The 24,652-nt window shown below is 35.8% G+C and carries 27 protein-coding genes, 9 tRNA genes and 1 riboswitch; of the genes, 13 read left to right on the forward strand and 23 right to left on the reverse strand.

The genetic code is table 11. The annotated features are described in order from the left end of the window. Nucleotides 1-520: 520 nt before the first annotated feature. The 5 genes from ACF3N8_RS06455 to ACF3N8_RS06475 all read right to left on the reverse strand — a co-directional run bounded on the left by ACF3N8_RS06455 (nucleotide 521) and on the right by ACF3N8_RS06475 (nucleotide 3,879). Nucleotides 521-1,543, reverse strand: coding sequence for a foldase protein PrsA (locus ACF3N8_RS06455; RefSeq protein ID WP_009384131.1), 1,023 nt, complete (start codon nucleotides 1,541-1,543; stop codon nucleotides 521-523). Between the two features lie 147 nt (nucleotides 1,544-1,690). Further along, entirely contained in the window at nucleotides 1,691-2,230 is a 540-nt protein-coding gene (locus ACF3N8_RS06460) for a DUF3267 domain-containing protein (protein ID WP_009384129.1), read from the reverse strand. Nucleotides 2,231-2,284: 54 nt separating this feature from the next. Beyond that, nucleotides 2,285-2,818: an HTH-type transcriptional regulator Hpr gene (locus ACF3N8_RS06465; protein ID WP_009384128.1), complete on the reverse strand. Its 534-nt coding sequence runs from the start codon at nucleotides 2,816-2,818 to the stop codon at nucleotides 2,285-2,287. 195 nt (nucleotides 2,819-3,013) lie between these two features. Then, nucleotides 3,014-3,400: a hypothetical protein gene (locus ACF3N8_RS06470; RefSeq protein ID WP_009384127.1), complete on the reverse strand. Its 387-nt coding sequence runs from the start codon at nucleotides 3,398-3,400 to the stop codon at nucleotides 3,014-3,016. Nucleotides 3,401-3,456: 56 nt separating this feature from the next. Then, complete coding sequence (locus ACF3N8_RS06475) at nucleotides 3,457-3,879, reverse strand: HIT family protein (protein WP_009384126.1); 423 nt, start codon at nucleotides 3,877-3,879, stop codon at nucleotides 3,457-3,459. Between the two features lie 127 nt (nucleotides 3,880-4,006). Between ACF3N8_RS06475 and ecsA the strand changes: the two genes are divergently transcribed. Then, a complete protein-coding gene (gene ecsA, locus ACF3N8_RS06480) occupies nucleotides 4,007-4,744 on the forward strand; it encodes an ABC transporter ATP-binding protein EcsA (RefSeq protein WP_017176443.1) in 738 nt (245 codons plus the stop codon). After that, a complete protein-coding gene (gene ecsB, locus ACF3N8_RS06485) occupies nucleotides 4,741-5,955 on the forward strand; it encodes an ABC transporter permease EcsB (protein ID WP_009384123.1) in 1,215 nt (404 codons plus the stop codon). The genes ecsA and ecsB overlap by 4 nt, the downstream gene beginning before the upstream one ends. Before the next feature lie 73 nt (nucleotides 5,956-6,028). Here ecsB and ACF3N8_RS06490 read toward each other — a convergent pair whose 3' ends face one another. Then, entirely contained in the window at nucleotides 6,029-6,532 is a 504-nt protein-coding gene (locus ACF3N8_RS06490; RefSeq protein ID WP_009384121.1) for a hypothetical protein, read from the reverse strand. Between the two features lie 260 nt (nucleotides 6,533-6,792). Here ACF3N8_RS06490 and hemE point away from each other — a divergent pair, with 260 nt between their 5' ends. The 4 genes from hemE to ACF3N8_RS06510 are packed head-to-tail and all read left to right on the forward strand — an operon-like array spanning nucleotide 6,793 to nucleotide 10,803. Continuing rightward, a complete protein-coding gene (gene hemE, locus ACF3N8_RS06495; RefSeq protein WP_009384119.1) occupies nucleotides 6,793-7,827 on the forward strand; it encodes a uroporphyrinogen decarboxylase in 1,035 nt (344 codons plus the stop codon). A gap of 24 nt (nucleotides 7,828-7,851) precedes the next feature. After that, nucleotides 7,852-8,775 carry a ferrochelatase gene (gene hemH / locus ACF3N8_RS06500; RefSeq protein WP_238100959.1) on the forward strand — a complete coding sequence of 308 codons (924 nt, stop codon included), beginning with the start codon at nucleotides 7,852-7,854 and terminating at the stop codon, nucleotides 8,773-8,775. 16 nt (nucleotides 8,776-8,791) lie between these two features. Continuing rightward, nucleotides 8,792-10,192 carry a protoporphyrinogen oxidase gene (gene hemY / locus ACF3N8_RS06505; RefSeq protein WP_238093275.1) on the forward strand — a complete coding sequence of 467 codons (1,401 nt, stop codon included), beginning with the start codon at nucleotides 8,792-8,794 and terminating at the stop codon, nucleotides 10,190-10,192. A 59-nt stretch (nucleotides 10,193-10,251) separates the two neighbouring features. Then, nucleotides 10,252-10,803, forward strand: coding sequence for an alpha/beta hydrolase (locus tag ACF3N8_RS06510; RefSeq protein ID WP_009384115.1), 552 nt, complete (start codon nucleotides 10,252-10,254; stop codon nucleotides 10,801-10,803). 42 nt (nucleotides 10,804-10,845) lie between these two features. Here ACF3N8_RS06510 and ACF3N8_RS06515 read toward each other — a convergent pair whose 3' ends face one another. The 11 genes from ACF3N8_RS06515 to ACF3N8_RS06565 form a co-directional block, all read right to left on the reverse strand. Continuing rightward, entirely contained in the window at nucleotides 10,846-11,733 is an 888-nt protein-coding gene (locus ACF3N8_RS06515) for a TrkH family potassium uptake protein (protein ID WP_392449770.1), read from the reverse strand. Nucleotides 11,734-11,754: 21 nt separating this feature from the next. Further along, nucleotides 11,755-12,150, reverse strand: coding sequence for a hypothetical protein (locus ACF3N8_RS06520; protein ID WP_392449771.1), 396 nt, complete (start codon nucleotides 12,148-12,150; stop codon nucleotides 11,755-11,757). A gap of 546 nt (nucleotides 12,151-12,696) precedes the next feature. Then, nucleotides 12,697-12,786: transfer RNA gene (locus ACF3N8_RS06525), tRNA-Ser, on the reverse strand. A gap of 43 nt (nucleotides 12,787-12,829) precedes the next feature. Then, nucleotides 12,830-12,901: transfer RNA gene (locus ACF3N8_RS06530), tRNA-Glu, on the reverse strand. A 1-nt stretch (nucleotide 12,902) separates the two neighbouring features. Beyond that, nucleotides 12,903-12,977 (reverse strand) — tRNA-Asn (locus ACF3N8_RS06535). A gap of 11 nt (nucleotides 12,978-12,988) precedes the next feature. Then, nucleotides 12,989-13,062, reverse strand: a tRNA-Gly gene (locus ACF3N8_RS06540). A gap of 17 nt (nucleotides 13,063-13,079) precedes the next feature. Continuing rightward, a tRNA-His gene (locus tag ACF3N8_RS06545) sits at nucleotides 13,080-13,155 on the reverse strand. A gap of 14 nt (nucleotides 13,156-13,169) precedes the next feature. Beyond that, nucleotides 13,170-13,242 (reverse strand) — tRNA-Phe (locus ACF3N8_RS06550). Between the two features lie 10 nt (nucleotides 13,243-13,252). Then, nucleotides 13,253-13,328 (reverse strand) — tRNA-Asp (locus ACF3N8_RS06555). 10 nt (nucleotides 13,329-13,338) lie between these two features. Then, a tRNA-Met gene (locus tag ACF3N8_RS06560) sits at nucleotides 13,339-13,412 on the reverse strand. Between the two features lie 82 nt (nucleotides 13,413-13,494). Beyond that, nucleotides 13,495-13,566: transfer RNA gene (locus tag ACF3N8_RS06565), tRNA-Glu, on the reverse strand. Nucleotides 13,567-13,789: 223 nt separating this feature from the next. Between ACF3N8_RS06565 and menE the strand changes: the two genes are divergently transcribed. Continuing rightward, a complete protein-coding gene (menE, locus tag ACF3N8_RS06570) occupies nucleotides 13,790-15,193 on the forward strand; it encodes an o-succinylbenzoate--CoA ligase (protein WP_009382062.1) in 1,404 nt (467 codons plus the stop codon). Further along, complete coding sequence (gene menC, locus ACF3N8_RS06575; protein ID WP_009382060.1) at nucleotides 15,183-16,178, forward strand: o-succinylbenzoate synthase; 996 nt, start codon at nucleotides 15,183-15,185, stop codon at nucleotides 16,176-16,178. Before menE ends, menC begins: the two co-directional genes overlap by 11 nt. Here menC and yidD read toward each other — a convergent pair. Next, nucleotides 16,175-16,408 (reverse strand): membrane protein insertion efficiency factor YidD, encoded by a 234-nt coding sequence (gene yidD, locus ACF3N8_RS06580; RefSeq protein ID WP_009382059.1) that lies wholly within the window; start codon nucleotides 16,406-16,408, stop codon nucleotides 16,175-16,177. The two genes, menC and yidD, sit on opposite strands and share 4 nt — an antisense overlap. A 64-nt stretch (nucleotides 16,409-16,472) precedes the next feature. Between yidD and ytkD the strand changes: the two genes are divergently transcribed. Together ytkD and ACF3N8_RS06590 are read left to right on the forward strand one after the other, a co-directional pair. Further along, nucleotides 16,473-16,940 carry an RNA deprotection pyrophosphohydrolase gene (gene ytkD / locus ACF3N8_RS06585; protein WP_009382058.1) on the forward strand — a complete coding sequence of 156 codons (468 nt, stop codon included), beginning with the start codon at nucleotides 16,473-16,475 and terminating at the stop codon, nucleotides 16,938-16,940. Then, nucleotides 16,921-17,691, forward strand: a complete 771-nt coding sequence (locus tag ACF3N8_RS06590; protein ID WP_009382057.1) for a S9 family peptidase — start codon at nucleotides 16,921-16,923, stop codon at nucleotides 17,689-17,691. Before ytkD ends, ACF3N8_RS06590 begins: the two co-directional genes overlap by 20 nt. Nucleotides 17,692-17,735: 44 nt before the next feature. Here the strand turns inward: ACF3N8_RS06590 and pckA are convergent, their stop codons facing one another. Next, nucleotides 17,736-19,325 (reverse strand): phosphoenolpyruvate carboxykinase (ATP), encoded by a 1,590-nt coding sequence (pckA, locus tag ACF3N8_RS06595; RefSeq protein ID WP_009382056.1) that lies wholly within the window; start codon nucleotides 19,323-19,325, stop codon nucleotides 17,736-17,738. 157 nt (nucleotides 19,326-19,482) lie between these two features. Next, a riboswitch (SAM riboswitch) is annotated at nucleotides 19,483-19,596 on the forward strand. Between the two features lie 111 nt (nucleotides 19,597-19,707). Here pckA and metK point away from each other — a divergent pair. Continuing rightward, entirely contained in the window at nucleotides 19,708-20,910 is a 1,203-nt protein-coding gene (gene metK, locus ACF3N8_RS06600) for a methionine adenosyltransferase (protein WP_009382055.1), read from the forward strand. Nucleotides 20,911-21,086: 176 nt separating this feature from the next. Then, complete coding sequence (locus tag ACF3N8_RS06605; RefSeq protein ID WP_009382054.1) at nucleotides 21,087-21,992, forward strand: NERD domain-containing protein; 906 nt, start codon at nucleotides 21,087-21,089, stop codon at nucleotides 21,990-21,992. A 59-nt stretch (nucleotides 21,993-22,051) separates the two neighbouring features. Here ACF3N8_RS06605 and ACF3N8_RS06610 read toward each other — a convergent pair whose 3' ends face one another. The 3 genes from ACF3N8_RS06610 to ACF3N8_RS06620 form a co-directional block, all read right to left on the reverse strand. Continuing rightward, the gene (locus ACF3N8_RS06610) at nucleotides 22,052-22,408 is read right to left on the reverse strand and encodes a CrcB family protein (protein ID WP_009382053.1); all 357 of its coding nucleotides are present in this window, start codon (nucleotides 22,406-22,408) and stop codon (nucleotides 22,052-22,054) included. Further along, nucleotides 22,401-22,772 (reverse strand): fluoride efflux transporter CrcB, encoded by a 372-nt coding sequence (gene crcB / locus ACF3N8_RS06615; protein ID WP_238101841.1) that lies wholly within the window; start codon nucleotides 22,770-22,772, stop codon nucleotides 22,401-22,403. Before crcB ends, ACF3N8_RS06610 begins: the two co-directional genes overlap by 8 nt. A 164-nt stretch (nucleotides 22,773-22,936) precedes the next feature. Further along, nucleotides 22,937-23,242: a hypothetical protein gene (locus ACF3N8_RS06620; protein ID WP_009382007.1), complete on the reverse strand. Its 306-nt coding sequence runs from the start codon at nucleotides 23,240-23,242 to the stop codon at nucleotides 22,937-22,939. Between the two features lie 195 nt (nucleotides 23,243-23,437). Between ACF3N8_RS06620 and ACF3N8_RS06625 the strand changes: the two genes are divergently transcribed. Further along, nucleotides 23,438-24,148: a transaldolase gene (locus tag ACF3N8_RS06625; RefSeq protein ID WP_392449772.1), complete on the forward strand. Its 711-nt coding sequence runs from the start codon at nucleotides 23,438-23,440 to the stop codon at nucleotides 24,146-24,148. A gap of 73 nt (nucleotides 24,149-24,221) precedes the next feature. Here ACF3N8_RS06625 and ACF3N8_RS06630 read toward each other — a convergent pair whose 3' ends face one another. Next, entirely contained in the window at nucleotides 24,222-24,566 is a 345-nt protein-coding gene (locus tag ACF3N8_RS06630) for a hypothetical protein (RefSeq protein WP_009382005.1), read from the reverse strand. Between the last annotated feature and the right edge of the window lie 86 nt (nucleotides 24,567-24,652).

Consider the following 24,652-nt stretch of genomic DNA (forward strand, 5'->3'; position numbering starts at 1 on the left):
AGTAGCCAAGTGAAGAGGTGACATGGCTCTTATGTTGGATTAGTAGCCAAGTGGGGAGGTGACATGGCTCTTGTGAGGGATTAGTAGCCAAGTGAGATGCCGACATGGCTCTTATGGTGGAATAGTAGCCAAGTGGAGGGATGACATGGCTCTTACGGTGGAATAGTAGCCAAGTGGAGAGGTGACATGGCTCTTAGCGCCGTTTAACAGCCAAGTGAGGTTATGACATGGCTCTTATGAAGGATTAGTAGCCAAGTGAAGAGGTGACATGGCTCTTACAAAGGTTTAACAGCCAAGTGGAGGAGCGACATGGCTCTTATGTTGGATTAGTAGCCAAGTGGAGAGGTGACATGGCTCTTAGCGCCGTTTAACAGCCAAGTGAGGTGACGACATGGCTCTTATAGATGGAATGAGACCATGTGGTGTTTTAAAACCAAAAAACCCCTGAAAGTTAAATAATTTAAATCTAACTTCCAGGGGTAGGCATAACACCTATATTAAAATATCAACTAAAGCTATATTACATGCCGCCTTGAGCGCCGCCAGACATACCGCCTTGCATAGCTTGTTGTTGTTGCTGCTGTTGCTGTTGTTCTTTAATTTTCTTAGGATCTAAGAATGATTCATCAATTGCTTTTTTAAGATCACGATCTTTGTAATCAACTTTATATTCTTTCAGTAAATCTTTAAATGCATCAGTCATTAATTTAGGGTCTTTTTGAACTTTTTCTTGAATGATTTGATATTTTAAGTCATCTTTCTTCTTATCAAAGTCATCAGCTTTGTCCGCTTTGATAATGTGGTAGCCGAATTCAGTCTTAACTACATCAGAAACTTCGCCTTCTTTAAGTTTGAATAAAGGTTTTTCGAAGTCTTCTACCATTTGACCTTTAATAACATAGTCTAAGCTACCGCCTTTTTTCTTACTAGCGTCGTCCATAGATTCTTTTTTAGCGATATCTGCGAATTTATCTGGATTCTTTTCGACTTTCTTATGAATCTCTTCAGCTTTTTTCTTAGCTTCTTTATCGCTTAATTTCTTGCCTTTATCTTCTTTACCTTTTTGGCCTTCTGAACCTTTACCATCATCAACTTTGATTAAGATATGAGATGCTTTTTTCGTTTTTTCTTTAACTTCTTTATCGCTAATATCTACTTTATCTTTAAGCATTTCTTTTTGGTAGGCTTGAGTTTTCTTTTGTTCTTTAAAGTCGTCTATAGACATACCTTGTTGTTCAGCCATTTTTTTGAACTGCTTTTCGCCGCCATATTTTTCCATTTCTTTTTTAGTTTCTTCTTCGATCTTCTTAGTATCGACTTTATCTTCATATTTATCTTTTAATATTTTATCTAAAAGAATTTTAAAAGAAGCATTTGCAACTTTATCGTCGCCTAATTCTTTCATAACATCTTGGACTTTAACGTCGCCGGCTTTTGATGTAATAAGACTGCTATCTTTTGAAGATGATGAATCATTGCCACATGCTCCTAATAAAAGTGCACTTGCTGTTACTGGAATAATTATTTTTTTAATTGATTTCATGAACTTAGCTCCTTTTTAGAAAATAACAAGGATAATATAACATAAATATGCATTTCCACCAATTAGAAAGGGTAAATATAGAACCAAGGTATGAGACATAAAAGAACTCGCGACTCTTAAAATAAAGAATCGCGAGTTCAATTTACGTTATACTTTTTTTAATAAGTTGAAACCAGTGATATGTTCTTCAACATACTTACCTTTGTTATAAGCCAATATAACCTTTAAATATAAAATATCTAGCGCTGAATATCCTGCATTTAAGGCTAGTAAAAATACGAAATAATGACCATAAGTAGGGAACATTAATGATAACCAAATATTAAGGATAGTTAGTATGACGAGTGGCAAGATTAAAGCTAAACAAAAGTAGTACTTATTAACTGGCGTATCAACGAAGATATTATAATAAGGTAGCCATTTCTTCTTTACGAGTCGATAAACTTTAAAATACTTATAATAAGGAATTAGTATTATAAGATGTAATAACTTATGCAAAGGATATAATAAGATTGTAAAAATAATTAAAGCCCAAAAGAATTGATCTGAGAAATTTGCATGCGTGAAGTATCTGAATATCTCAAAACCTATTAAAAATGTAACAATTGTTGTTACTACACTAATAAAAGCTATACGTGGTAACCCGAATCGAGCATGAATATCTATAGTACGTAAGCACAAAAACATATCAGAAACTCCTTTAAAAGTTTACAAACTACTATAGTATTATGTGACCGAATGTTATTTTTTGTCAAGAAGATGTTTTCTGATTTGATTATGACTCTTTTCAATAGAGTCTAAGAAAGGTTTACCGTGTATCTTTCCAACAAGATACGTTAGGTCGTTGTAGGAAGGGTAGCTATATAGTTCTTCTTTATAAGATTCAGCGGCATTGTAAATAAGGTTTGTCTCAATTTCATAAAGCGACAGGATTTCATCAATGAGTTCGAGCCCTTTATCCGTAATATATAAGTATGTATTACGTTTATCGCTCGGATCCTTTTCAAGTTTGATGAGTTCTTTCTTTTCTAAGTTTTTAGCGAAATTGTACACGGTCGACACATGCATGATTCCAAATCGTGAAACATCTGAGATGGTCGTTTTACCTAGAGACTGTATGGTCATCAAGATTAAATGTTCATTAATACTGATATTGTAGTCTGTTATCCAGTCAGCCCATTCTTTTTCAGCAGTCTTCCAAGCCGCTTTAGATAACAAGGCTATGCGGTGAGTATAGAGCAAACTGTCGATTTTTTTTATCTTATCATTAGTCATAAAAAACGCTCCTATAACAATTCTATTTTAATTACTTTAAACCTTTGTGGCTTTTTGAAAAGTAATTATTTAGTATTTACATAATTTGCAATTGGTAATTTTATGCAAAAAAGTAAAGCATGACACTCTTAATAGTATCATGCTTTACGATAATACTCATTCAGTTACGCTTAATTTAATATCATGTAATTAAATTTATTTCTTTTTCTTATTCGTAATATCAGAAACTTCTTCTTGAATGACTTCGCCACGACTCTTCAAGTCTTCAACGTGAGTTTTAAGATTATTAATGTTAGGATCGATATCTGATTTAAACGCTTCAATCATAGTCTTAACTTCTTCGCCTAAAGTAGAACCTAAAGTTTTACCTTCAGTTTGAATTTTGTTTACGTTATCAACGATATTGTTGACATTAGCTTTAATGAAGTCAAATTCTTTTTCAGTTTCAGATGGTTGCTGGTTAGAAGTAGTTGGCGCGTTAGCAGCATTAGTATATGGTAGGTAATCTCTTTTCATTAAAGAAACACCTAATCCAGTGGCTAATCCAGCACCAAGGCCTAATAAAATGCGCACTGCTTTCATCGTTTTCCTCCTCATGAATACATTATTATATAATTATATACCCAAAAATTGATTTATTATGCATTAATGTGCTTGTTAATTTGTTGTGCAATTTTTTCTTTTTCAGCATCGTCTACATCGTGTGTTTCCCATTTATAACCGAAACCATCCATGTCATTTTCATAGCGTGGAATAAAGTGGAAATGAATATGAAATACCGATTGAGATGCATATTCGCCATTATTTTGAATAATGTTTAAACCGTCTGGATTAAATGCTTCTTTAATCGCGTTCGCAACGATTGGTAAGGCTTCACCAATGTGTTTCATTGTTTCAGGATCAGTTTCGTAGATATTTGCTGATGGCTTTTTAGGGATAAGTAATGTATGACCTTTAGAGACCTGAGAAATATCTAAGAATGCATAAACGTAATCATTTTCATATATTTTGAAGCTCGGGATATCTCCTGATAAAATTTTACTGAAAATTGTTTCAGACATGCATATCGCTCCTTTATAGGTATTTAGCTTTATTATAGCACTTTGCTTTTACAATCGTCATCTGAGAAAAGTTTATTAGGGGAGTGTGCTATGAAAATCTGATACAATATCAATACGGAGGTGCAATATGACAGTTAATGTTAAGAATTTAACGGGTGGTTACGGCCGTAATCCGATTATTAAAGATGTAAGTTTTGAATTGCAGCCCGGTGAAATTGTAGGATTAATCGGGTTAAATGGTGCTGGTAAAAGTACCACGATTAAACATATTTTAGGGTTATTAAATCCGATGTCAGGTGACATGTCGATTTCTGGAATTAACATTAAAGAAGATATTGAAGCATACCGCAGAAAGTTATCGTATATTCCAGAAGCGCCAGTCATTTATGAAGAACTCACACTTGAAGAACATATACATATGACCGCAATGGCTTATGATATTGATAGAGATACAGCGATGAATCGTGCGAAACCACTACTTAAAACGTTCCGTCTAACAAGTGAACTGAAGACTTTTCCAAGTCACTTTTCAAAAGGGATGAAACAAAAAGTGATGATTATTTGTGCATTCATTGTCGAACCAGATCTTTATATCATTGATGAACCATTCTTAGGTCTTGATCCACTTGGTATTCAATCTATGCTTGATTTAATGGTTGAAAAGAAAAATGAAGATAAGACAGTTCTCATGAGTACGCATATCTTATCAACAGCAGAACGTTATTGTGACCGTTTTATTATCCTAGATAAAGGTCAAATCGTCGCATTCGGTGATTTAGAGTCATTGCAACAACAAACGAACATGCCTGGTCAAACGCTTGATGATATCTACATCCACGTTACTCAAGGTAGGGTAAACTCATGAATGCAGTAAAGTTATTTAAAGAGAGACGTCGAAAAATTCAACAAGAGCAAATGTACTACAATAAGTTCATCTTTAACGGACATTTCTTAATGTTTCTGATGATTTTATTTGGTGCTTTCATACTAGGTTACGGCGAATGGTTGAAAGACATCCCGAAAGGCATTCATTACGCGTTGTATTCAAGTATCGCATTAGCCATAACGTCATTGTTCCCGATTCGTTCTTTATTAAAGGATGCGGATAAGCTCTTTTTACTACCTTATGAAAAGCACATGATGCAATATATGAGACAAAGTTTAATGTATAGCTACTTGATGCGAATACCGCTACAACTCATTGTGTTGCTTATTATATTTCCGTTGTTTAACAAGCTTCAAGGCATATCAGCTAGCTTTATCACAGTGATTGTACTAGCGTTTATTTATCCATTTTTAGGGCTTTTAATTAAGTGGTTATGGTATAAATATGGGTTAAATACATGGTCTATTCATATATTATTATTTATTATCTTCGTGGCCGGTTATCAAATGACGCTCAAATTAAATCTTTTCTATGGTTTATCTATGGTCGTCATCTTAGCTGGTTTAACGATTTTACTTTCAATGATTACGAAGAAACATCTATTCCCATGGGAACGTATGATTAAGAAAGAACAACAACATCATATGAACTATTACAAGTTCGTGAACATGTTTGTTGATGTGAAGCATCTTAAGACACAGGCGGTTAGAAGACGTTATCTGGATCCATTTTTAAAAGTCCCATCGCCAAGTAAATTCAATTCTAAGCAAGTATACCTTTACTTATTCAAACGAAGCTTTGTACGAGGTAAAGATGCCTTTCACTTAATCCTACGATTATTACTTATCGCCGTATTATTAATCGTTTGGTTAAATCATCCAATCGTTGGCGCTGTAATTGGTTCACTAAGTATGTATATTATCATCTTACAGATGTCTCAATTCTACACACAACAGGCTTATGGTTTATGGCCGCAAGTTTGGCCGACACCTGAGATGGATGTAATTGAAGGGTATAAGAAATTCTTACTAAGACTGATGATTGTAGTTGGCATCATTCTAACTATCACATATAGTATTGTGAATTTAAAAATGGCTTTCCTAGCAATTATCTTCTTTATAGTAGGCTATTTAACTATTCAGTCTACAATTAAGAAGCTTAAATATCATGAGACATTACTTAAAGATTAATGACACTCAAAAGTATTTATAATAAAAAATTAGCCTGGATACGTGACTCAAATCGCGTACCAGGCTATTTTTATTACTTATCGTCGATTGGATATAAGTACTGTTCTACATAACTTGAATGTTGCGTACTACCACCAAAGAACTGTTTTAACGCATCTTTACTTAAGTTATCTCGGAATAAAGAAGACTTCTTGAAATCTTCATAGTCTGTACGGTCAGTGAAACCAAGATAAACTTTATAAGTGGCACCGTGTTTTGGTTTTAATAAGAATGCTGAAGAGAAACCTTCATATTTCTCTAAATCAAACGGAGTATTCGCAAGTTTCTTTTCAAGTTGATATTGGTGATCTTCCGAAGTAGGAATCTTGATAATTGCGATAAATTCTTCGCCTGTTAAGTCGCCTTTTTGTTCGATGATGTCGTATGCCATTGGCGCGGCGAAAACAGTATCTTCATTAGTAATTTCAATTAAAGCTGAACTATCTGTAGTTGAATACTGTAATAAGTTGCGTTCTGAATATTTCTCTTTTAAAGAGCTTAAATATCCGAACGTACCAAATGTTGCATATAAATTCATATTAGACCCCTCCATTTAATTAAATAGCATGTCGTTTCGACGCTCATTATGATTTAAATATTATCATAATCGAATGTTGAATCCTAATATATCCCGTTATGTATATTTATAACCTTTAAGCGTACCTATCTAACATAAAAAGGGCGTCACAAAACATAGTGAGAGGGTTTGTCATTTTTGTGAAGAATAAGCATGTCAAAAGCCTATGAAACCTTTGTGTGATATTATTGTTAAGAATGATTATAATCTAGGAGGATATAATGAGAACGATTAAGAATACTACAATCTTAGATACGATTAAAGGTAAAGAAACGTCTCACACACCTGTATGGTTTATGAGACAAGCAGGACGCTCTCAACCGGAATATCGTAAACTAAAGGAAAAATACTCATTATTTGATATAACGCATCAACCAGAACTCGCTGCTTATGTAACGCATTTACCAGTTGATCAATACAACACCGACGCAGCAGTATTATATAAAGATATTATGACACCTTTAAAGCCGATAGGTGTTGACGTTGAAATTAAATCAGGTATAGGACCTGTTATTTCAAATCCAATTACATGCTATCAAGACGTTGAAAAGCTTGCACATATTGATCCTAAGCGTGATGTGCCGTACGTCTTAGACACGATAGAGCTTTTAACTAAAGAGAAGCTCGACGTGCCATTAATCGGATTCACGGGCGCACCCTTTACTTTAGCAAGTTACATGATTGAAGGTGGCCCTTCTAAGAATTATAACCAAACGAAAGCAATGATGTATCGTGACGAGGCAACGTGGTTCAAACTTATGGATCATCTTGTAGACGTTTCAATTAATTATACGAAAGCTCAAATTGAAGCAGGGGCATCCATCATTCAAATCTTTGATTCATGGGTAGGTGCCTTAAGTGAAAAGGACTACGCGTACTACATCAAACCGTCTATGGATAAACTAGTAAGAGGCATTAAAGAAAATGATGTGCCTGTTATCTTATTTGGCGTTGGTGCGCATCATTTAATTCACCAATGGAACGAACTGCCTATAGATGTATTAGGTTTAGATTTTAGAACACCAATCACAAAAGCACGCCAAATGGGTGTAAATAAGACACTTCAAGGGAATTTAGAACCTGCAGTACTTTTAGCGCCATGGCCTGTGATCGAAGAAAGATTAAAAGAAGTTTTAGACCAAGGTCTTGCAGAAGGTCCACATATCTTTAACTTAGGTCACGGTGTCTTCCCAGAAGTTAAACCAGAAACGTTACGTAAAGTCGCATCATTCGTACATGAATACACGAAGCAATAATTTAAATAAAGGTAGGTTTTTAAATTGACTAAGACAATGGGACTACTTGTAATGGCATATGGTACGCCTTATAAGGAAAGTGATATTGAACCATATTACACGGACATCAGACGCGGTAAAAAGCCGTCAGAAGCTGAAATTCAGGACCTTAAAGATAGATATGAAGCAATTGGTGGCTTATCCCCTTTAGCTGGCGTGACTCAAGATCAAGCTAAAGCGATCCAAACACGACTCAATGAAGTTTATGACGATATTGAATTTAAATTATACATTGGTTTAAAACACATCCATCCATTTATCGAGGATGCTGTTGAAGATATGCATCAAGATGGCATTGAAGAAGCGGTTACAGTCGTGCTTGCGCCGCACTATTCTAACTTCTCTGTAGGTTTTTATAACAAGCGTGCTCAAGAAAAAGCCAAATCGTTCGGTATTTCATTAACACACGTAGAACACTACTACCATCAAGATAAATTTATTCAGTACTGGAAAGAACAAGTTAACGAAACGTTAACTGAAATTCCTGAATCTGAACATGAGGACACTGTACTTATTGTTTCAGCACATAGCTTACCTGAACGTATGATTATGGAAAGCAATGATCCATATCCTAGTGAACTTGAGTCATCAGCAAATATGTTAGAACAAGCTTCTAACATTAAAAATGTTGCGATAGGTTGGCAATCAGAAGGTAACACAGGCACACCATGGCTTGGACCAGATGTTCAAGACCTAACACGTTCATTATATGAATCTCAAGGGTATAAACATTATATATACACACCTTTAGGTTTTGTGTGTAACCATTTAGAAGTTTTATACGACAATGATGTTGAATGTAAAGATGTATGTGATGATTTAGGTGTTAACTATTATCGTCCAAATATGCCAAATACGAATCCATTATTCATCGAAGCAATTGTTGATGAAATTAAAAGTCTTTTATAAAAAGTGAGTGAATGTTATGACACAATCAATCGCAATTATTGGTGCAGGTATTTCAGGGCTTACAAGTGCATATTATCTTAAGAAAAACTTTCCAGAGTATGATGTAACGATCTATGAAGCATCTGTTCATACTGGAGGTAAAATTCATACTGTTCGACGCAATGGTTTTACGATTGAACTAGGACCAGAATCGTATCTTGGTCGTAAACATATCATGACAGACATCGCTAAAGAATTAGGCATGGAAGATGAGATTGTTACGAATGAAACCGGCCAAGCTTATATTTACGCTAACAACGAATTATACAAAATCCCAGGCGGTTCTATCTTAGGTATTCCAACAGATTGGAAACCGTTTTACCAATCTAAACTCATTTCTCGTAAAGGTAAAATGCGTGCTGGTCGTGAACTTTTCATTAGACCGCTCGCTATGGATAAAGATATGTCAGTTGGAACATTCTTTAGAAAGCGTTTAGGCGATGAAGTACTCGAAAATCTTGTTGAACCACTCATGGGTGGTATTTATGGAGCGAATATCGACGAGTTAAGCTTAATGAGTACTTTTCCCAACTTTAAAGAACAAGAAGAACGTTACGGCAGCCTAATTAAAGGTATGCGTCAGGTTAAAAAAGAACGTGAAAAGAATAAGGAAGAGGGCGCTCCTAAAGGTCAATTCAATCAATTTAAGAATGGTTTAGGTTCGTTTATTGATAAACTCGTTGAATACCTTAGAAAGGAAGGCGTCAACTTCATGTTTGGTACGAAAGTCGAGAAGCTTAACCATACGGAAGAGGGCGTAGATTTAACTCTAAATAACGGTGATGTACAATCATTTGAGGGTACGATTATCACGACGCCTCATCAAGCATTTATTGATTGGTTTAAAGATGATCCTAAGATGGATTACTTCAAGACAATGCCTTCTACAAGCGTTGCGACAGTTGTATTGGCCTTTGATGAAAAGGACATTGAGAATACGTACGACGGCACGGGATTTGTAATTGCGCGCTCTAGTAATACGAACATTACGGCTTGTACATGGACGTCAAAAAAATGGCCGCATACAACACCAGAAGGCAAAGTTTTAGTACGTGCTTATGTAGGTAAACCTGGCGAAACTATTATTGAAGATTCTTCTAAAGCTGAGTTAGTTGAACTCGTTCTAGAAGACCTTTCTAAAATGATGAATATTAAAGGCAGACCTGTTTTAGAACTCGTTACGAAGATGCCTAACAGCATGCCTCAATATCTAGTAGGGCATCGAGATGAAATTAAAGCAATTAAGCATCACGTTAAAGAGACATATCCTAATATTGAAATGACAGGTGCTTCCTTTGAAGCAGTAGGCTTACCTGATTGTATATCACAAGCAAGTCAAGCTGTACAAAGTTTAATGATGACACTAAAAACGAAATAGTAGCTATCCTATGACATAATAAGGAAATCGCATAAATAGAAAAGAGGTTCTTTTAGGTCATGTCACACGTATACATTGTACATGGATATCAAGCTACGGCAGATGACCATTGGTTCCAATGGCTAAAAAGAAGTCTCACCTTAGAAGGTTACGAAGTAGAAGTACTTTCATTACCGAACTCGTCACAACCTGACTTGAATGAATGGCTCGATTACATGGAAGTACATATTAAACATTTTAATAATGAGACGATATTCATTGGACATAGTTTAGGGTGCATCACCATTCTTCAGTTTATTCAACGTCATCAAAAGCAAGTGTATGGCGCTTATTTAGTGTCAGGCTTCTGCGAAAAGCTACCCGATCTTAAAGACCTTGATGGCTTTGTAGAACCTAAGCTTGATTACGACGAATTAAAGAGATTAATTCCTCAAATCAAAGGATTAACAGCTAAAGATGATAACGTCGTACCCTGGACGTTTACTGAAACATTATGTAAAAAACTCGATGCACCTTATCTGTTATTAGATAAAGGTGGACACTTTCTAGGCCGAGATGGTTATACGACCTTCTTAGCGCTTAAAAAAGATCTCGTTTTATCTATTATATAGAACAAAGGACTGAGCGATGATGCTCAGTCCTTTTTATATTGATTAGAGATGTAATTTACCTTCAGAATAATAATATTGATTATTCTGTGGTTCTTTTAATAAATTTAAAAACGTTAAGATACCTATCTTACCGATAATCATTAAAATAATAATTAATATTTTAGAAGGTAAAGTAAGATCTGGTGTAATACCAGTTGATAAACCAACAGTACCAAATGCGGAAACGATTTCGAACATAATCTGCATGAGATTAAATTTAGGTTCGAAGGATGCGACGAGTATGGTCATTATAAAGATTAAAAATAGTGACGACATACCGATTAACAATGCCTTATTAATGACGTTTTGATTAATCGTTCTTTTAAACATATGCGGACGTTTTGTACCATTAATTGTCGACCACATGAATAAGAGAATTAAAGCAAACGATGTAACTTTAATACCACCTGCTGAACTGATTGGTGCTGCCCCGATAAACATTAAAATAAACGTTATGAGATAAGTAGGGGAGTTTAGAGCACCCATGTCAATCGTGTTAAAGCCAGCTGTACGCGTTGATACCGATTGGAACAATGACGCTAATAACTTTTCAGGTAAACCCATGCCTTCTAATGTATTTGAATATTCAAGCACGAAGTAGAAGAACGTGCCAATAAGAATGAGCACACCTGTCATCGTTAACACGACTTTCGTGTGTAATGTTAATTTCGAAAAGCGTTTAGTTGTAGCTAAATTAAATACAACTAAAGGGCCTAAGCCACCTAGAATAATTAGTAAGCTTACGACGATATTAACAATAGGATCGCTTACAAACGGCATTAAACTATCTGAAAACAGCGAAAACCCTGCATTATTGAACGCTGAAACTGACGTAAATAAACTGATAAAGCTCCCTTTAGCTAAACCATATTCAGGCACAAACGTTAACATAAGAAATAAAAATCCAAAAAATTAAACAACCAAACTATAAATGATCAATTGATACAGCATTCTAACCACGCCACCAGATTGATCTTCAATCCAAGTAATCATGAGCAAGCTTCGGGACTGCAATGAAATGTGCCTTTGTGTAATCGCGAAAGCAAACAACATAACGGTTATAATTCCTAAGCCACCAATTTGAATGAGTATAAGAATGACCATTTCTCCTAAGCCATTAAACGTTTGAGGCATATCTACAGTTGATAATCCCGTTACAGTAAAAGCACTAGTCGCTAAGAAAAACGAATCAATAAAGGAAATATGTGTTTTACCAGACCATGGTATATAAAGCAATATACTGCCAATAAGTGTTGTAATTAGAAAAACAGATAAATAAATAATAATTAACCTCTTAAAACCTTTCATAGCCTAACCTTCTCATTTAGAAATTAGTTTTAAATCCAAATTACTAAAAGTTTTAATTGAATTGACTATTGTATCTTAAAACTTTTCAAGGCAATATACAAGTTTAAGAGAGGTAAAATTTTACAACACGAAAGAAGTATTACTGAGTTCAAGGTGGTTAGTAGAAATATCACTCATTACACGTTTCGCTAAAACAATGAACACCACAGCAAACTTAAATTAATCGTATATAGGTTGAAGAGCAAGACTATCTTAAATATGATATGTATAAACATTAGTACACTAAAAAATATAAATAAGTACGTAATAGTAAGATTGAACGCATTGAAGTGAAGTATTATTAATAGTGTTAGAGAATAATACATAAAAAAAGAACTCCGAATTAACGGGGTTCTCATTTTTATGCATAGATAAATATGTGAAGTTCTGGTGCAGTAAAAATATTTTACGATAAGTAACGGAAAATAACGACATCTCACAAACCGCGTCGTTATGGGGTTTTAGTTTACGGTAAATAACGAAAACAATTAAAAAAACCCTATGAAACGGAGAGTGAGGGATTCGAACCCTCGAGACGCATGATGACGCCTACACACTTTCCAGGCGTGCTCCTTCGGCCAACTCGGACAACTCTCCACATAATAAAAAAATCAGAAGCGATATTTCACTTCTGATTGTATGACTCCTACGGGACTCGAACCCGTGTTACCGCCGTGAAAGGGCGGTGTCTTAACCGCTTGACCAAGGAGCCATGGCTCCACAGGTAGGACTCGAACCTACGACCGATCGGTTAACAGCCGATAGCTCTACCACTGAGCTACTGTGGATTAATAATAAATGGAGCGGGTGATGGGAATCGAACCCACAACATCAGCTTGGAAGGCTGAGGTTTTGCCATTAAACTACACCCGCATATAGTTCAATCGATATGGGGCGGTTGATGGGAATCGAACCCACGAATGCCGGAACCACAATCCGGTGCGTTAACCACTTCGCCACAACCGCCTCAATGGTTGTAATGGTTCAGGACAGAATCGAACTGCCGACACAAGGATTTTCAGTCCTTTGCTCTACCGACTGAGCTACTGAACCATATTAATAATGGCGGTCCCGACGGGAATCGAACCCGCGATCTCCTGCGTGACAGGCAGGCGTGTTAACCGCTACACTACGGGACCTAATATGTAATTGCGGGAGGCGGATTCGAACCACCGACCTTCGGGTTATGAGCCCGACGAGCTACCGAACTGCTCCATCCCGCGCTAATACTATTTTTTTCGGCTACCATTCTAATATATCATAATTGACTATATCAGGTCAACCATTAATTAAAAGAAAAGTAAGTGACTCCTACGGGACTCGAACCCGTGTTACCGCCGTGAAAGGGCGGTGTCTTAACCGCTTGACCAAGGAGCCATTTATTAAATGATTATTAACGACTTGTTTAGTATATAAATATTTTGTGAAAAGGTCAATACGTTTATTAAAATTTATCCGTGTAATTTTAATATATTGATAACTAAATAAACATAAATTGACTTTCTTTAGTAAATTGTAAATCATAGCAGCACTTTTATCGCTATTTCTACTGATTATACGCGTTATTCAAGTTATAATAGATGAGAACGGAGGGAGTATTTTGGAACATTGGCTTAAATTACAAAGTGAGAAAAATCCGCATAATACAGCAATATATCATAAAGATATTCAATTAACATTTAAAGAATTGTACCAAAAAGCTTCTCAACTCGCTTATGTTTTAAAACAATTACATACAAAACGCATTGGTTTACATATCAACAATTCAGTAGAATCGGTTGTTTTATTACATGCATCTATTCTTACTGGTATCGAAGTTGCGTTAATCAATAACCGTTTAACGGAATATGAAATTATCAATCAAATGCATTCAATTGACGTAACAACAATTGTCACAACAAACGACTTTTCAATAGAAGAAATTGACGTCATTCATTATCGTACTTTAATTAAGAAAATAAATGAACATACTTATATAAGTGGCTTTTCAGAAGGGGACATAGCATCGATAATGTTCACATCTGGCACGACAGGACCTCAAAAGGCAGTGCCGCAAACTTTCAAGAACCATAAAGCAAGTGCAATAGGTTGTAAAGAGAGTTTAGGGTTCGAACAAGATAGTGTTTGGTTAGCGGTATTACCGATCTATCATATATCAGGGCTAAGTATTCTGTTACGTAGTGTGTTATATGGATTCGCTGTCCAAATAGAACCTAAATTCGACGTTCACCACATCTTAAACGAAATTAAGTCGAAACGCATTACACACATTTCGTTGGTACCGCAAACGCTACAATGGCTTATGGATGCAGGGTTAACTGAACCTTATCGACTTGAAAAAATTCTGCTTGGTGGTGCTAAGTTATCGCAACACCTTGTTGATAAAGCGCTAGCATATCATTTGCCTATTTATAATTCGTTTGGGATGACTGAAACCTGTTCACAATTCTTAACTGCCTCACCGGCATTACTTAAAGAAGATAACGAAACTGTTGGTAAACCTAGTGAGAACGTAGAGGTGAAAATTTATCAACCGAATGAACAAGGGCATGGCGAGTTGCTCATTAAAGGCGACAACGTGATCGACCTCTATCTCTACCCGAATGATTATCAAGCGGTTTCTGAGGATGGATACTTTCATACTGGAGATATCGCGCGTATCTCTTATGATAAAGCTGTGTATATTTATGATCGTCGAAAGGATTTAATTATCAGTGGCGGCGAGAATATTTATCCAAATGAACTGGAACATGTGCTGAAATTACATGCAGACGTTGATGATGCGATGTGTATTGGTATCAATGACGACACCTGGGGACAAGTACCGATGATGTACTATATTTCTGAAAAGGATTTAAGTGAGGAAGCGTTACGTTCTTTCTTAAGTCACTATCTCGCTAAATATAAATGCCCTAAACAATTTAAGCGGGTTCGTCAATTACCTTATACCTCTACAGGTAAACTGATTCGTAAGCGCTTGGAGGATACGATTCATGAAGATTAAAAGCTTTCAATTTCACACGGTTTCACCTCAATTTAAGCATCAAATACGTACTCGTAAAGTTGAAATGACGCATCGAAAGACGCTCATACTTGAAGTAATCACGACTGACGATAAGGTGTATTATGGTGAATGTAATGCCTTTGAAACGGATTGGTATTTAAATGAAACGATTGAGGATGTTCGCTCTAAATTAACGGAATGGCTTAATAAAAATCAGCACCTGACATTTGATTCGTTTCAAGATGTGCAGCAAGCGTTAGTATCTTTAGAAGCTTTTCCAGCAGCGCGCGCAACACTTGTAATGGCGTTATATCAAGCATTTCATGAGATGCCTACGTTTAAAGTGCCTTTTGGTGCAACGGTAAGTGGAAATTTAGAGGAACACGTTTCTACAATTAAGAAGCTTAAACCGCAACGACTTAAATTGAAGTGGCATGATGACATACAAGACGATTTAACGTTACTTGATCACCATCACATCCATTGTCCAATCATTCTAGATGCGAACCAAACGCTTTCAATCAGCAACTTTCACACAATCGACCGAATCAATCGAGAGATATTATATATAGAAGAACCTTTCAAGCATTTAGATGACTTAAATCATATCTCGAAAGATTACAACATTGCGATAGATGAACATGCTTCAAGCTATAAAGATATAATGAACTATTTAAAGTACCCGCAAGTTAATACGGTGATCATCAAACCTTTTCGAGTTGGCGGCAATGATATTGCACTTGAACTTATTCAAACACTTCAACAAAAGGGCGTTCAAGTTGTAGTAGGTGGCATGTACGAACTAGGTTTAAGCCGCTATTTCACAGCGTTTCTCGCAAGTCATACAAAATACCCAGGTGACATTACGCCAGCTGGGTATTACTTTAAAGAAGATATCGTACATGAATCAGGCGTGCTTTCTAACGGTAACATCCAATTTCAGCCACCAAAGGTCGATGCACGCACATTAAACGATGAAGTCTAATGGTGATGTTTCTTTTTATTCGGAGGTACTGGGTCAAAGCCACCCTTATGAAATGGGTGACATTTACCAATTCGTTTAATACCTAACCAAGTGCCTTTAATCGCACCATGTTCTACGATTGCTTGGCGCGTGTACTCTGAACATGTGGGATAGAAACGACATGTAGGCGGCGTTAATGGTGAAATATAGTGTTGATAGATATAAACTAGAAATAAGAATACACGTTTCATATTATGCCTCCATGAATTATAATCAAACCAATCATACCATAAAATTATTTTAGGAGGTGCTGATGTGATTTTTAAAGACAAAGACAATACGCCAGTTCATGTGACATTTAAGTCCGATTCCGAGCCTTCAGACGGTGATCACGTCTTAGCATTTCCAATTTATCAGAATCAACTTTTGTTTACGAAACATCTTGAACGCGGCATTGAATTTCCAGGCGGTAAACGTGAGGCGGGTGAATCAAGCATTGAAGCTTTGAAGCGGGAACTGTTTGAGGAAACCGGTGCGACTATTGAGGCACATTATTTTATCGCACAGTATGAGGTCCTCGCTGAAAAGCCCTTTAAAAAAGATGTCTATGTAGTGCTGGTATCTGAGATCGTAGACAAAGCGGATTATTTAGAAACGTCCGGTCCAATTTTATTTAAGTCACCTGACGACGTACCCCATGAAGAACGCAGTTTCTTAATAGAAGATAAAGCGATTCTAAAATGTTTAGAAAGAGTGATTGAGCTTGGCTTTTACAAAATATAAGAAAATGCCAATCGCATTATCTACGCATGAAGCATACGAAGTTACATATGAGGTCGATGGGTTTCACGTCAAAGGTTTATTATTCAAGCCTTTAAAGGAAGCGCGTCGTATCGTAATGTATTTGCGGGGTGGTAAAGGTCAGGTTGGTAGAGTTCGACCTGCGCGCATGATGCAATTTATGAATGCTTCAACGGTTGTATTTGCGCCTTACTATAGAGGTAATAATGGTAGCGAAGGGCATGACGCCTTTGCTGGCGCGGACTTAAATGACGTTATAGAAGCGGCACATATTTTAAAGGAGATGTATCCCGAAACGCCACTACATTTAATCGGATTCTCAAGAGGTGGTATTCAAGGCTTATTAACATTTCAAGAAGTCGGTGCAACAAGCTATATCATATGGGGAGGCGTGTCGGACCTACGTTTAATGTACGAAGAGCGCGTTGATTTGCGAGGTATGATGAGACGCATGATTGGTCACCCTAAGAAGCAAAGCTCAGTTTATGATGAGCGTGAAGCTCTGAACGCAATAACACAGATGAGCCCTCCGATATTAATCGTACATGGTGGTGCGGATGAACAAGTGGGGATTCATCAAGCCTATCATTTGGAAAAGCACTTAAAACAAGTAGGCGCTACTTATGATACGTTATATCAATTGGAAGAAGGACATGTGCCTCGTCCAAGCGCTTTAAAAGATGTACTCAATTACATACAAGATTGGATGGCACAAACAGAATCAGAAATTTAAAAAAACCGAGACGCATAACGCGCCTCGGTTTAATTATGATTGAATTATTTAAAGCCACCGTCTTTTTCAAGATCAGCAGTTTCTTCACCGAATTTCTTGAAGTTTTCTTTGAAACGGTTTACTAAGTCTTTAGCTTGCTCATCATAAGCTTCTGCATCTGACCAAGCGTTCTTAGGCATTAAGATTTTAGATGGAACGTCTTCGATTTCTTTTGGAATATTTAAACCAAAGATGTCGTCTTGTTCATATTCAGCGTCTTTAAGTTCACCGCTAATAGCTTGGTTAACCATTTGACGTGTATATTTTAAGTCGATACGTTTACCATCGCCATACTTACCACCAGTCCAACCAGTGTTTACTAAGTAAACATCAACTTCGTGTTCGTCGATTAATTTACCTAATAAGTCAGCGTAAACTTTCGCGTTTAATGGTAAGAATGGAGCGCCGAAACAAGTAGAGAATGATGGTTCTGGTTCAGTAATACCACGTTCAGTACCAGCTAATTTAGAAGTGAAACCACTTAAGAAGTGATACATAGCTTGGCTCTTAGTTAATTTAGAGATAGGTGGTAACACACCGAATGCATCTGCAGTTAAGAAGATGATTGTGTTAGGGTGTGCAGCTTTTGATGGTACCACAATATTATCAATATGGTGGATAGGGTAAGCAGCACGTGTATTTTCAGTGTACTTATTATCATCAAAGTCAACGTCACCATGTTCATCAACTACAACGTTTTCTAAAACTGTACCATATTTTAAAGCACTATAAATTTGTGGCTCTTTATCTTTTGAAAGATTAATTGCTTTAGCGTAGCAACCACCTTCGATATTGAATACACCGTTTTCGTTCCAACCGTGCTCATCGTCACCGATTAATTTACGATCTGGATCAGCTGAAAGTGTTGTTTTACCAGTACCTGATAAACCGAAGAATAAAGCAACATCGCCTTTATCTCCAACGTTAGCTGAACAGTGCATACTCATGATATCGTTTTGTGGTAATAAGTAATTCATTACTGAGAAGATACCTTTTTTCATTTCACCAGCGTACTCAGTACCGCCGATCAAGATTGTTTTATGTTTGAATGATGTAATAATGAAAGTTTCTGATTTCGTGCCGTCTACTTCAGGGTCTGCTTTAAAAGTAGGGGCAGAAATAATTGTAAATTCAGGATTAATAGATTCTGCTTCCTCTACGCTTTCTGGGCGAATGAACATTGTTTTTGCAAATAAATTATGCCAAGCAAGTTCATTAACAACAGTTAATTTTAGCTCAGAGTCTTTGTCACTACCTGCATAACCATTGAAAACAAATAATTCATCTTTTTCATCTAGGTAATTAACGACTTTATCATAAAGATTTAAGAAAACTTCTTCAGAGATAGGTTGGTTAATATCTCCCCAATCTACTTCGTCAGCGATTTCAGGATCATCTACAATGAATTTGTCTTTAGGTGAACGACCAGTATATTTACCAGTTTTCATGTTGATAGCACCAAGTTCTGTTAATTCACCTTCATCTCTTTCTAAAATTTTGTTATATAATTCCGTTGTGCTTAATTGAAAATGAGACGTGTCTTTTGCTATAATGTCATCAATCTTCGTGTTATTCGTCCCCATGTCAATTGTCATATAGAATCCCTCCAATAGTTATTACGGTAATGTAAGCATTTACATGAAATTAGTATAACACATTTGTATTATTATTCCATGCTATTACTAGAGATTTTAAAGATTTTCATAAAATTGACAAGCTTAATAAACTTAGGTAGTATGTAGCTAACGGATTCTCTTATCCTGAGTGGTGGAGGGACATGGACCCAACGAAGCCCAGCAACCTCTTTTATCCTATATAAAAGAAAGGTGCCAAACCGTTTGCAGACAATAGTCTGAACGATAAGAGCGAATGGACGGATTAAGCCTTCTCTCTATCTTAATAGTGAAGAAGGTTTTTTTATTTAGCTCTATAAAATCAAAGAGAATTTTCGTAATATAAATTTTAAAGGAGTATAAAATGACTACTAACAGAAGATTATTCACGTCAGAATCTGTTACTGAAGGACATCCTGATAAAATTGCTGACCAAATTTCCGATGCAGTTTTAGATGAAATTTTAAAAGGCGATAAGAATGCGCGTGTTGCCTGTGAAACGACAGTAACAACAGGAATGGCGCTAATCGCAGGAGAAATTTCTACATCAACGTACGTCGATATCCCTAAAGTTGTACGCGAAACAGTTAAAGGCATTGGTTATACACGTGCTAAGTATGGATATGACTACAAAACAATGTCTGTATTAACTGCAATTGATGAGCAATCACCTGATATTGCTCAAGGTGTTGATCGCGCATTAGAATACCGTGATGACGATAAAGAACAAGAAATTGAAGCAACTGGTGCTGGTGACCAAGGTTTAATGTTCGGTTTCGCGACGAATGAAACTGAAACATACATGCCTTTACCTATCTATTTATCACACCAATTATCTAAACGTTTAAGCGATGTACGTAAGGATGGTACTTTAGCTTACTTACGTCCAGATGGTAAAGTACAAGTTACTGTTGAATATGATGAAAATCATAAACCAGTTCGTGTAGATACGATTGTTGTGTCATCTCAACACCATGAAGATATTGAGTTAAGTAAAATTGAAAATGATATAAAAGAACATGTTATTTATCCTGTCGTTGCTGAAAACTTAATTGATGCAGAAACGAAATTCTACATTAATCCTACTGGCCGTTTCGTAATTGGTGGGCCACAAGGTGATGCAGGTTTAACAGGTAGAAAGATTATTGTAGACACTTATGGTGGTTATGCGCGACACGGCGGCGGTGCTTTCAGTGGTAAAGATCCAACTAAAGTTGACCGTTCTGCTTCATATGCAGCACGTTATGTAGCTAAGAATATCGTTGCAGCAGGTTTAAGTGATAAGTGTGAAGTTCAACTCGCTTATGCAATTGGTAAGGCCGAGCCTGTATCTATTTCAATTGATACATTCAACACTAACAAAGTTCCTGAGCCGTTACTTGTTGAAGCGGTTCGAGATATCTTTGATTTACGACCAGCAGGTATCATTGAAATGTTAAATTTACGTCAACCAATCTATAAGCAGACTGCAGCATATGGTCATTTTGGACGTACTGACATCCAATTACCATGGGAAGAAATTGATAAAGTTGATGCATTAAATGCTTTTATAGAAAAAGTTAAATAGTTTTAACAAAAAATCATACGAAACTATCGAATGATAAGCTATATTCTATTATAATAGGGTATAGCTTATTTTAAATCAGATTGAGCCGTTAAAAATAGAAACATCATACATAGTTTACTTTGTAAATTGAATATTTCTGTTTGTCTGATTGTAGAAGAAAGGGAGCGTTTTATCATATGGCTTTAGATGCAATAAGCATTAGTTTAATTGTAGCAACACTACTTGCAATTATATTCTTTATCCTATTTCTCGTTGCGCTTAGCAGCAAAAAGAAAGCAAAACAAAAATTAGAGGATCAATATAACTCTAAACATTCAGAATTACATCAGAATCATGAAGAAGCTCTAGAGAAAGAAAGAATAGAAAATAAGAAAACGATTACGAAACAAAAAGAAGATTACGAAGCTACGGTAAATTCAAAAGATAGAGAAATTGATGCTTTAAAATTATTCTCTAAAAATAAAAGTGAGTATATCACTGACATGCGTCTTTTAGGTATTCGTGAACGCTTAGTAAATGAAAAGCGTATCCGTCCTGAAGATATGCATATTATGGCAAACATCTTTTTACCAAAGCAAAACTTTGAAGATGTTTCTAGAATCAGTCACTTAGTACTTACACGTACGGGTCTTTATTTAATCGATTCTCAACTTTTAAAAGGACATGTGTATTACGGTGTTAATCAGTCTCAATTTGGAAAGCTTCCAGTTATGGAACAAGTTTTCAACACGCTTGATTTAGAAATAACTGCACCACATACGATTGTTTTAGATCAAAATGATGATAAACATTCTTTATCTGTAGTTGATTACACAACACATATTACGAAAGTTGAACGTTTAGCTGAAACGTTAAAACGTGAATTAGATTTAAAATACCTACCAACAACGCTTTTATACTTTAACCCTAAATATGATGGCGCAGTAACAATCTCTAATTTCCAAGAGACGTCTCATACTCGCGCGTTAGTTGGACCTGAACAACTTAATGAATACTTTAATAAGTTCGTCTTCCACGGACGTATTCAATACAATGTTGAAGAACTGCAAGAAATTATGGATAAAATTGAAAGCTTCAATTAAATTGAAAGCACTATAGCGATACCGAATAGGTACGCTATAGTGCTTTTTTTAAACCCTATTTACACGTAGTATCCCAATAGACAACATAATAATCCTAGGACAAATTGCACCAAAGCATAGATATAAAAGTAAGGTGAAGGTTTATTATCGTCATTTAACATTTGAATCAATTCGTACATCATTGTAGAAAATGTTGTTAAACCACCTAACATGCCTGTGACAATTAAAGTTTTTAATGAATCATTTAAATCGAACTGCGATATATATCCAATTAAAAAACATCCCACTAAATTAACAACAGTTGTTGCTAAAGGAAAGGTTACTTTAGGGAAGGACTTTTTAAAAAGATTCGTAATCAATCCTCTTAAAACAGCTCCGACGCCACCACCTAGTAGCACGAGTAAGATTTTAATCATGTTTAACCTTACCTCCTAACGCAAAACCCTTCATGCAAAATGTAAGTCCCGCTAAAAAGCTTAAAATTGCGTATGAAAGTGCGAGCCAAATTTGATGATGATTAAGCATTTGAACGATTTCAAATTGAAAGGTTGAAAAGGTTGTTAGTGCGCCGACAAACCCTGTCGTAACGCCTTTCTTTACATTAGGATGATCTTGAAATAGTTGTATCGCAGCATGGGACAGGTATCCCATTAAGAAAGCACCGATTATATTTGCGATAAAGGTACCAACTGGAAGGTCTGTAGGCTCGTGGAGAAATGAAAGAAGGTAGCGAAGCAAGGCACCAATCGCGCCTCCTATAAAAATATATACATATTGCATATTGTCACCTCATTAAAAAAAGAGTGAGGCAGAAACCCGATGTGGTTCAAAGATTTCTTAATCTCACTCTGGCAATTTGCCTTAATCGAACTAAATTAAATTGAATCCATAAATCATCTTAATAACACTAAAGTCGTGCTAATTTCGTTTGATTGAATACGTAATTAATTAAATATACCGAATGTGTATAAAGCTGCTAAAATATGTAAGGCAATTACAATCATGATTATGAAAGGTAATATACGTGACGCACCGCGTACCCATCCACTATGAGAATGTAGTGATTTAATCGATTTATCGTTAAAATGTATGGCAAGTAGTATGATAATCGTATTCACGATACTACATATTAATATAAGTAAAATGATTGATTTAAAGTGAAAATCTAATAGTGGATTTAACGTATTAAAGTAACAACTAATTAAAATTAATATTAAGGATAGAAAAAAGTATTTTTTAGATGTATTCATAATATCCTCCTATAATTCTCAACATACATCATAGCACAAATAATTTCTTTTTATCTAATATTCATGAATAAATTTCTAGATAGCCCCTTAAAATAGCTATCATATACGAAAAATGGTATAACTTATTTATATACATACCTAGTGTAAATCAACTTTAAACAGTAACACGATTCATATAGGATAGGAGGAATAAGTATGTCTAATTTAAATGTTGAAGTATTTGCGGATGGTGCAGACATCGAGCAAATGAAACAAGCTTACCAAAACAAAGAGGTAGATGGCTTTACGACTAACCCTAGTTTAATGGCTAAAGCTGGTGTTACGGACTATAAGGCTTTTGCGAGTGAAGTTGTTCAAGCAATCCCTGATGCTTCGATTTCATTTGAAGTGTTCGCGAATGACATGGAAACAATGGAGAAAGAAGCTGAGATTTTAAAGGAATATGGTGACAACGTGTTCGTAAAAATTCCTGTTGTGAATACGAATGGTGAATCCATGATTCCACTTATTGAAAAGCTCTCACACAAAGATGTAAAACTTAATGTCACTGCGGTTTACACGATTGAACAAGTGAAAGCTATCACTGAAGCGGTTAAAGAAGGTGTACCTACATACGTCTCAGTATTTGCGGGACGTATCGCAGACACAGGTGTTGATCCGCTACCTTTAATGAAAGAATCGGTTAAAGTGACGCATGAAAAAGAAGGCGTTAAGTTATTATGGGCGAGTTGCCGAGAATTATTTAACGTCATTCAAGCTGATGAAATCGGCGCTGACATTATCACTTGCCCAGCTGACGTTGTTAAAAAGATCCCGAACATTGGTCGTAATATCGATGAACTGTCAGTTGATACAGTTAAAGGGTTTGAAAAAGATATTCTAAAGAGTGGTTTAAGTATTTTATAAAAAACTAAAAAAATTAGCCTTGAATGATGGTTGAGGTACCGTCATTCAAGGCTTTTATCATTTAACCATGCACTTAAATATATTGTTTGGCTATATTACGACTCTCGCAATATTTATGATATGCCGCATTCAAAGTATCTAAATTCTTATTATTATCTATGATCAAATGTTCTAATTCTTCATGAATCGCATAAATACGTGTGACTAAGTGCTCTAAGTTCTTTTCAGCAAACTCTTCGCTTGTAAATATAAAGAATTCAATGTGTAAGTTTAATGTATAAATTTTTTGAACATCGTTTAAATCTTTATAGTTAAAAGGGTTTTCTTTGGTGTTTCTTACTTTCTTCATTAAAAAAGAGATATGCTCATCCACTTGGGAGAATTTGCGTCTCAAAAAGATTGTTTTACGATTGCTCATAGTTAGTCGGCACCTCCAATGTAAGTAAGCATTAACAATTACATTATAGCCTAATTTAGATAAAAAATGTAAATATTTTACATTTG

Source organism: Staphylococcus massiliensis (assembly GCF_043186315.1).
Taxonomy (GTDB): Bacteria; Bacillota; Bacilli; order Staphylococcales; family Staphylococcaceae; genus Staphylococcus; species Staphylococcus massiliensis.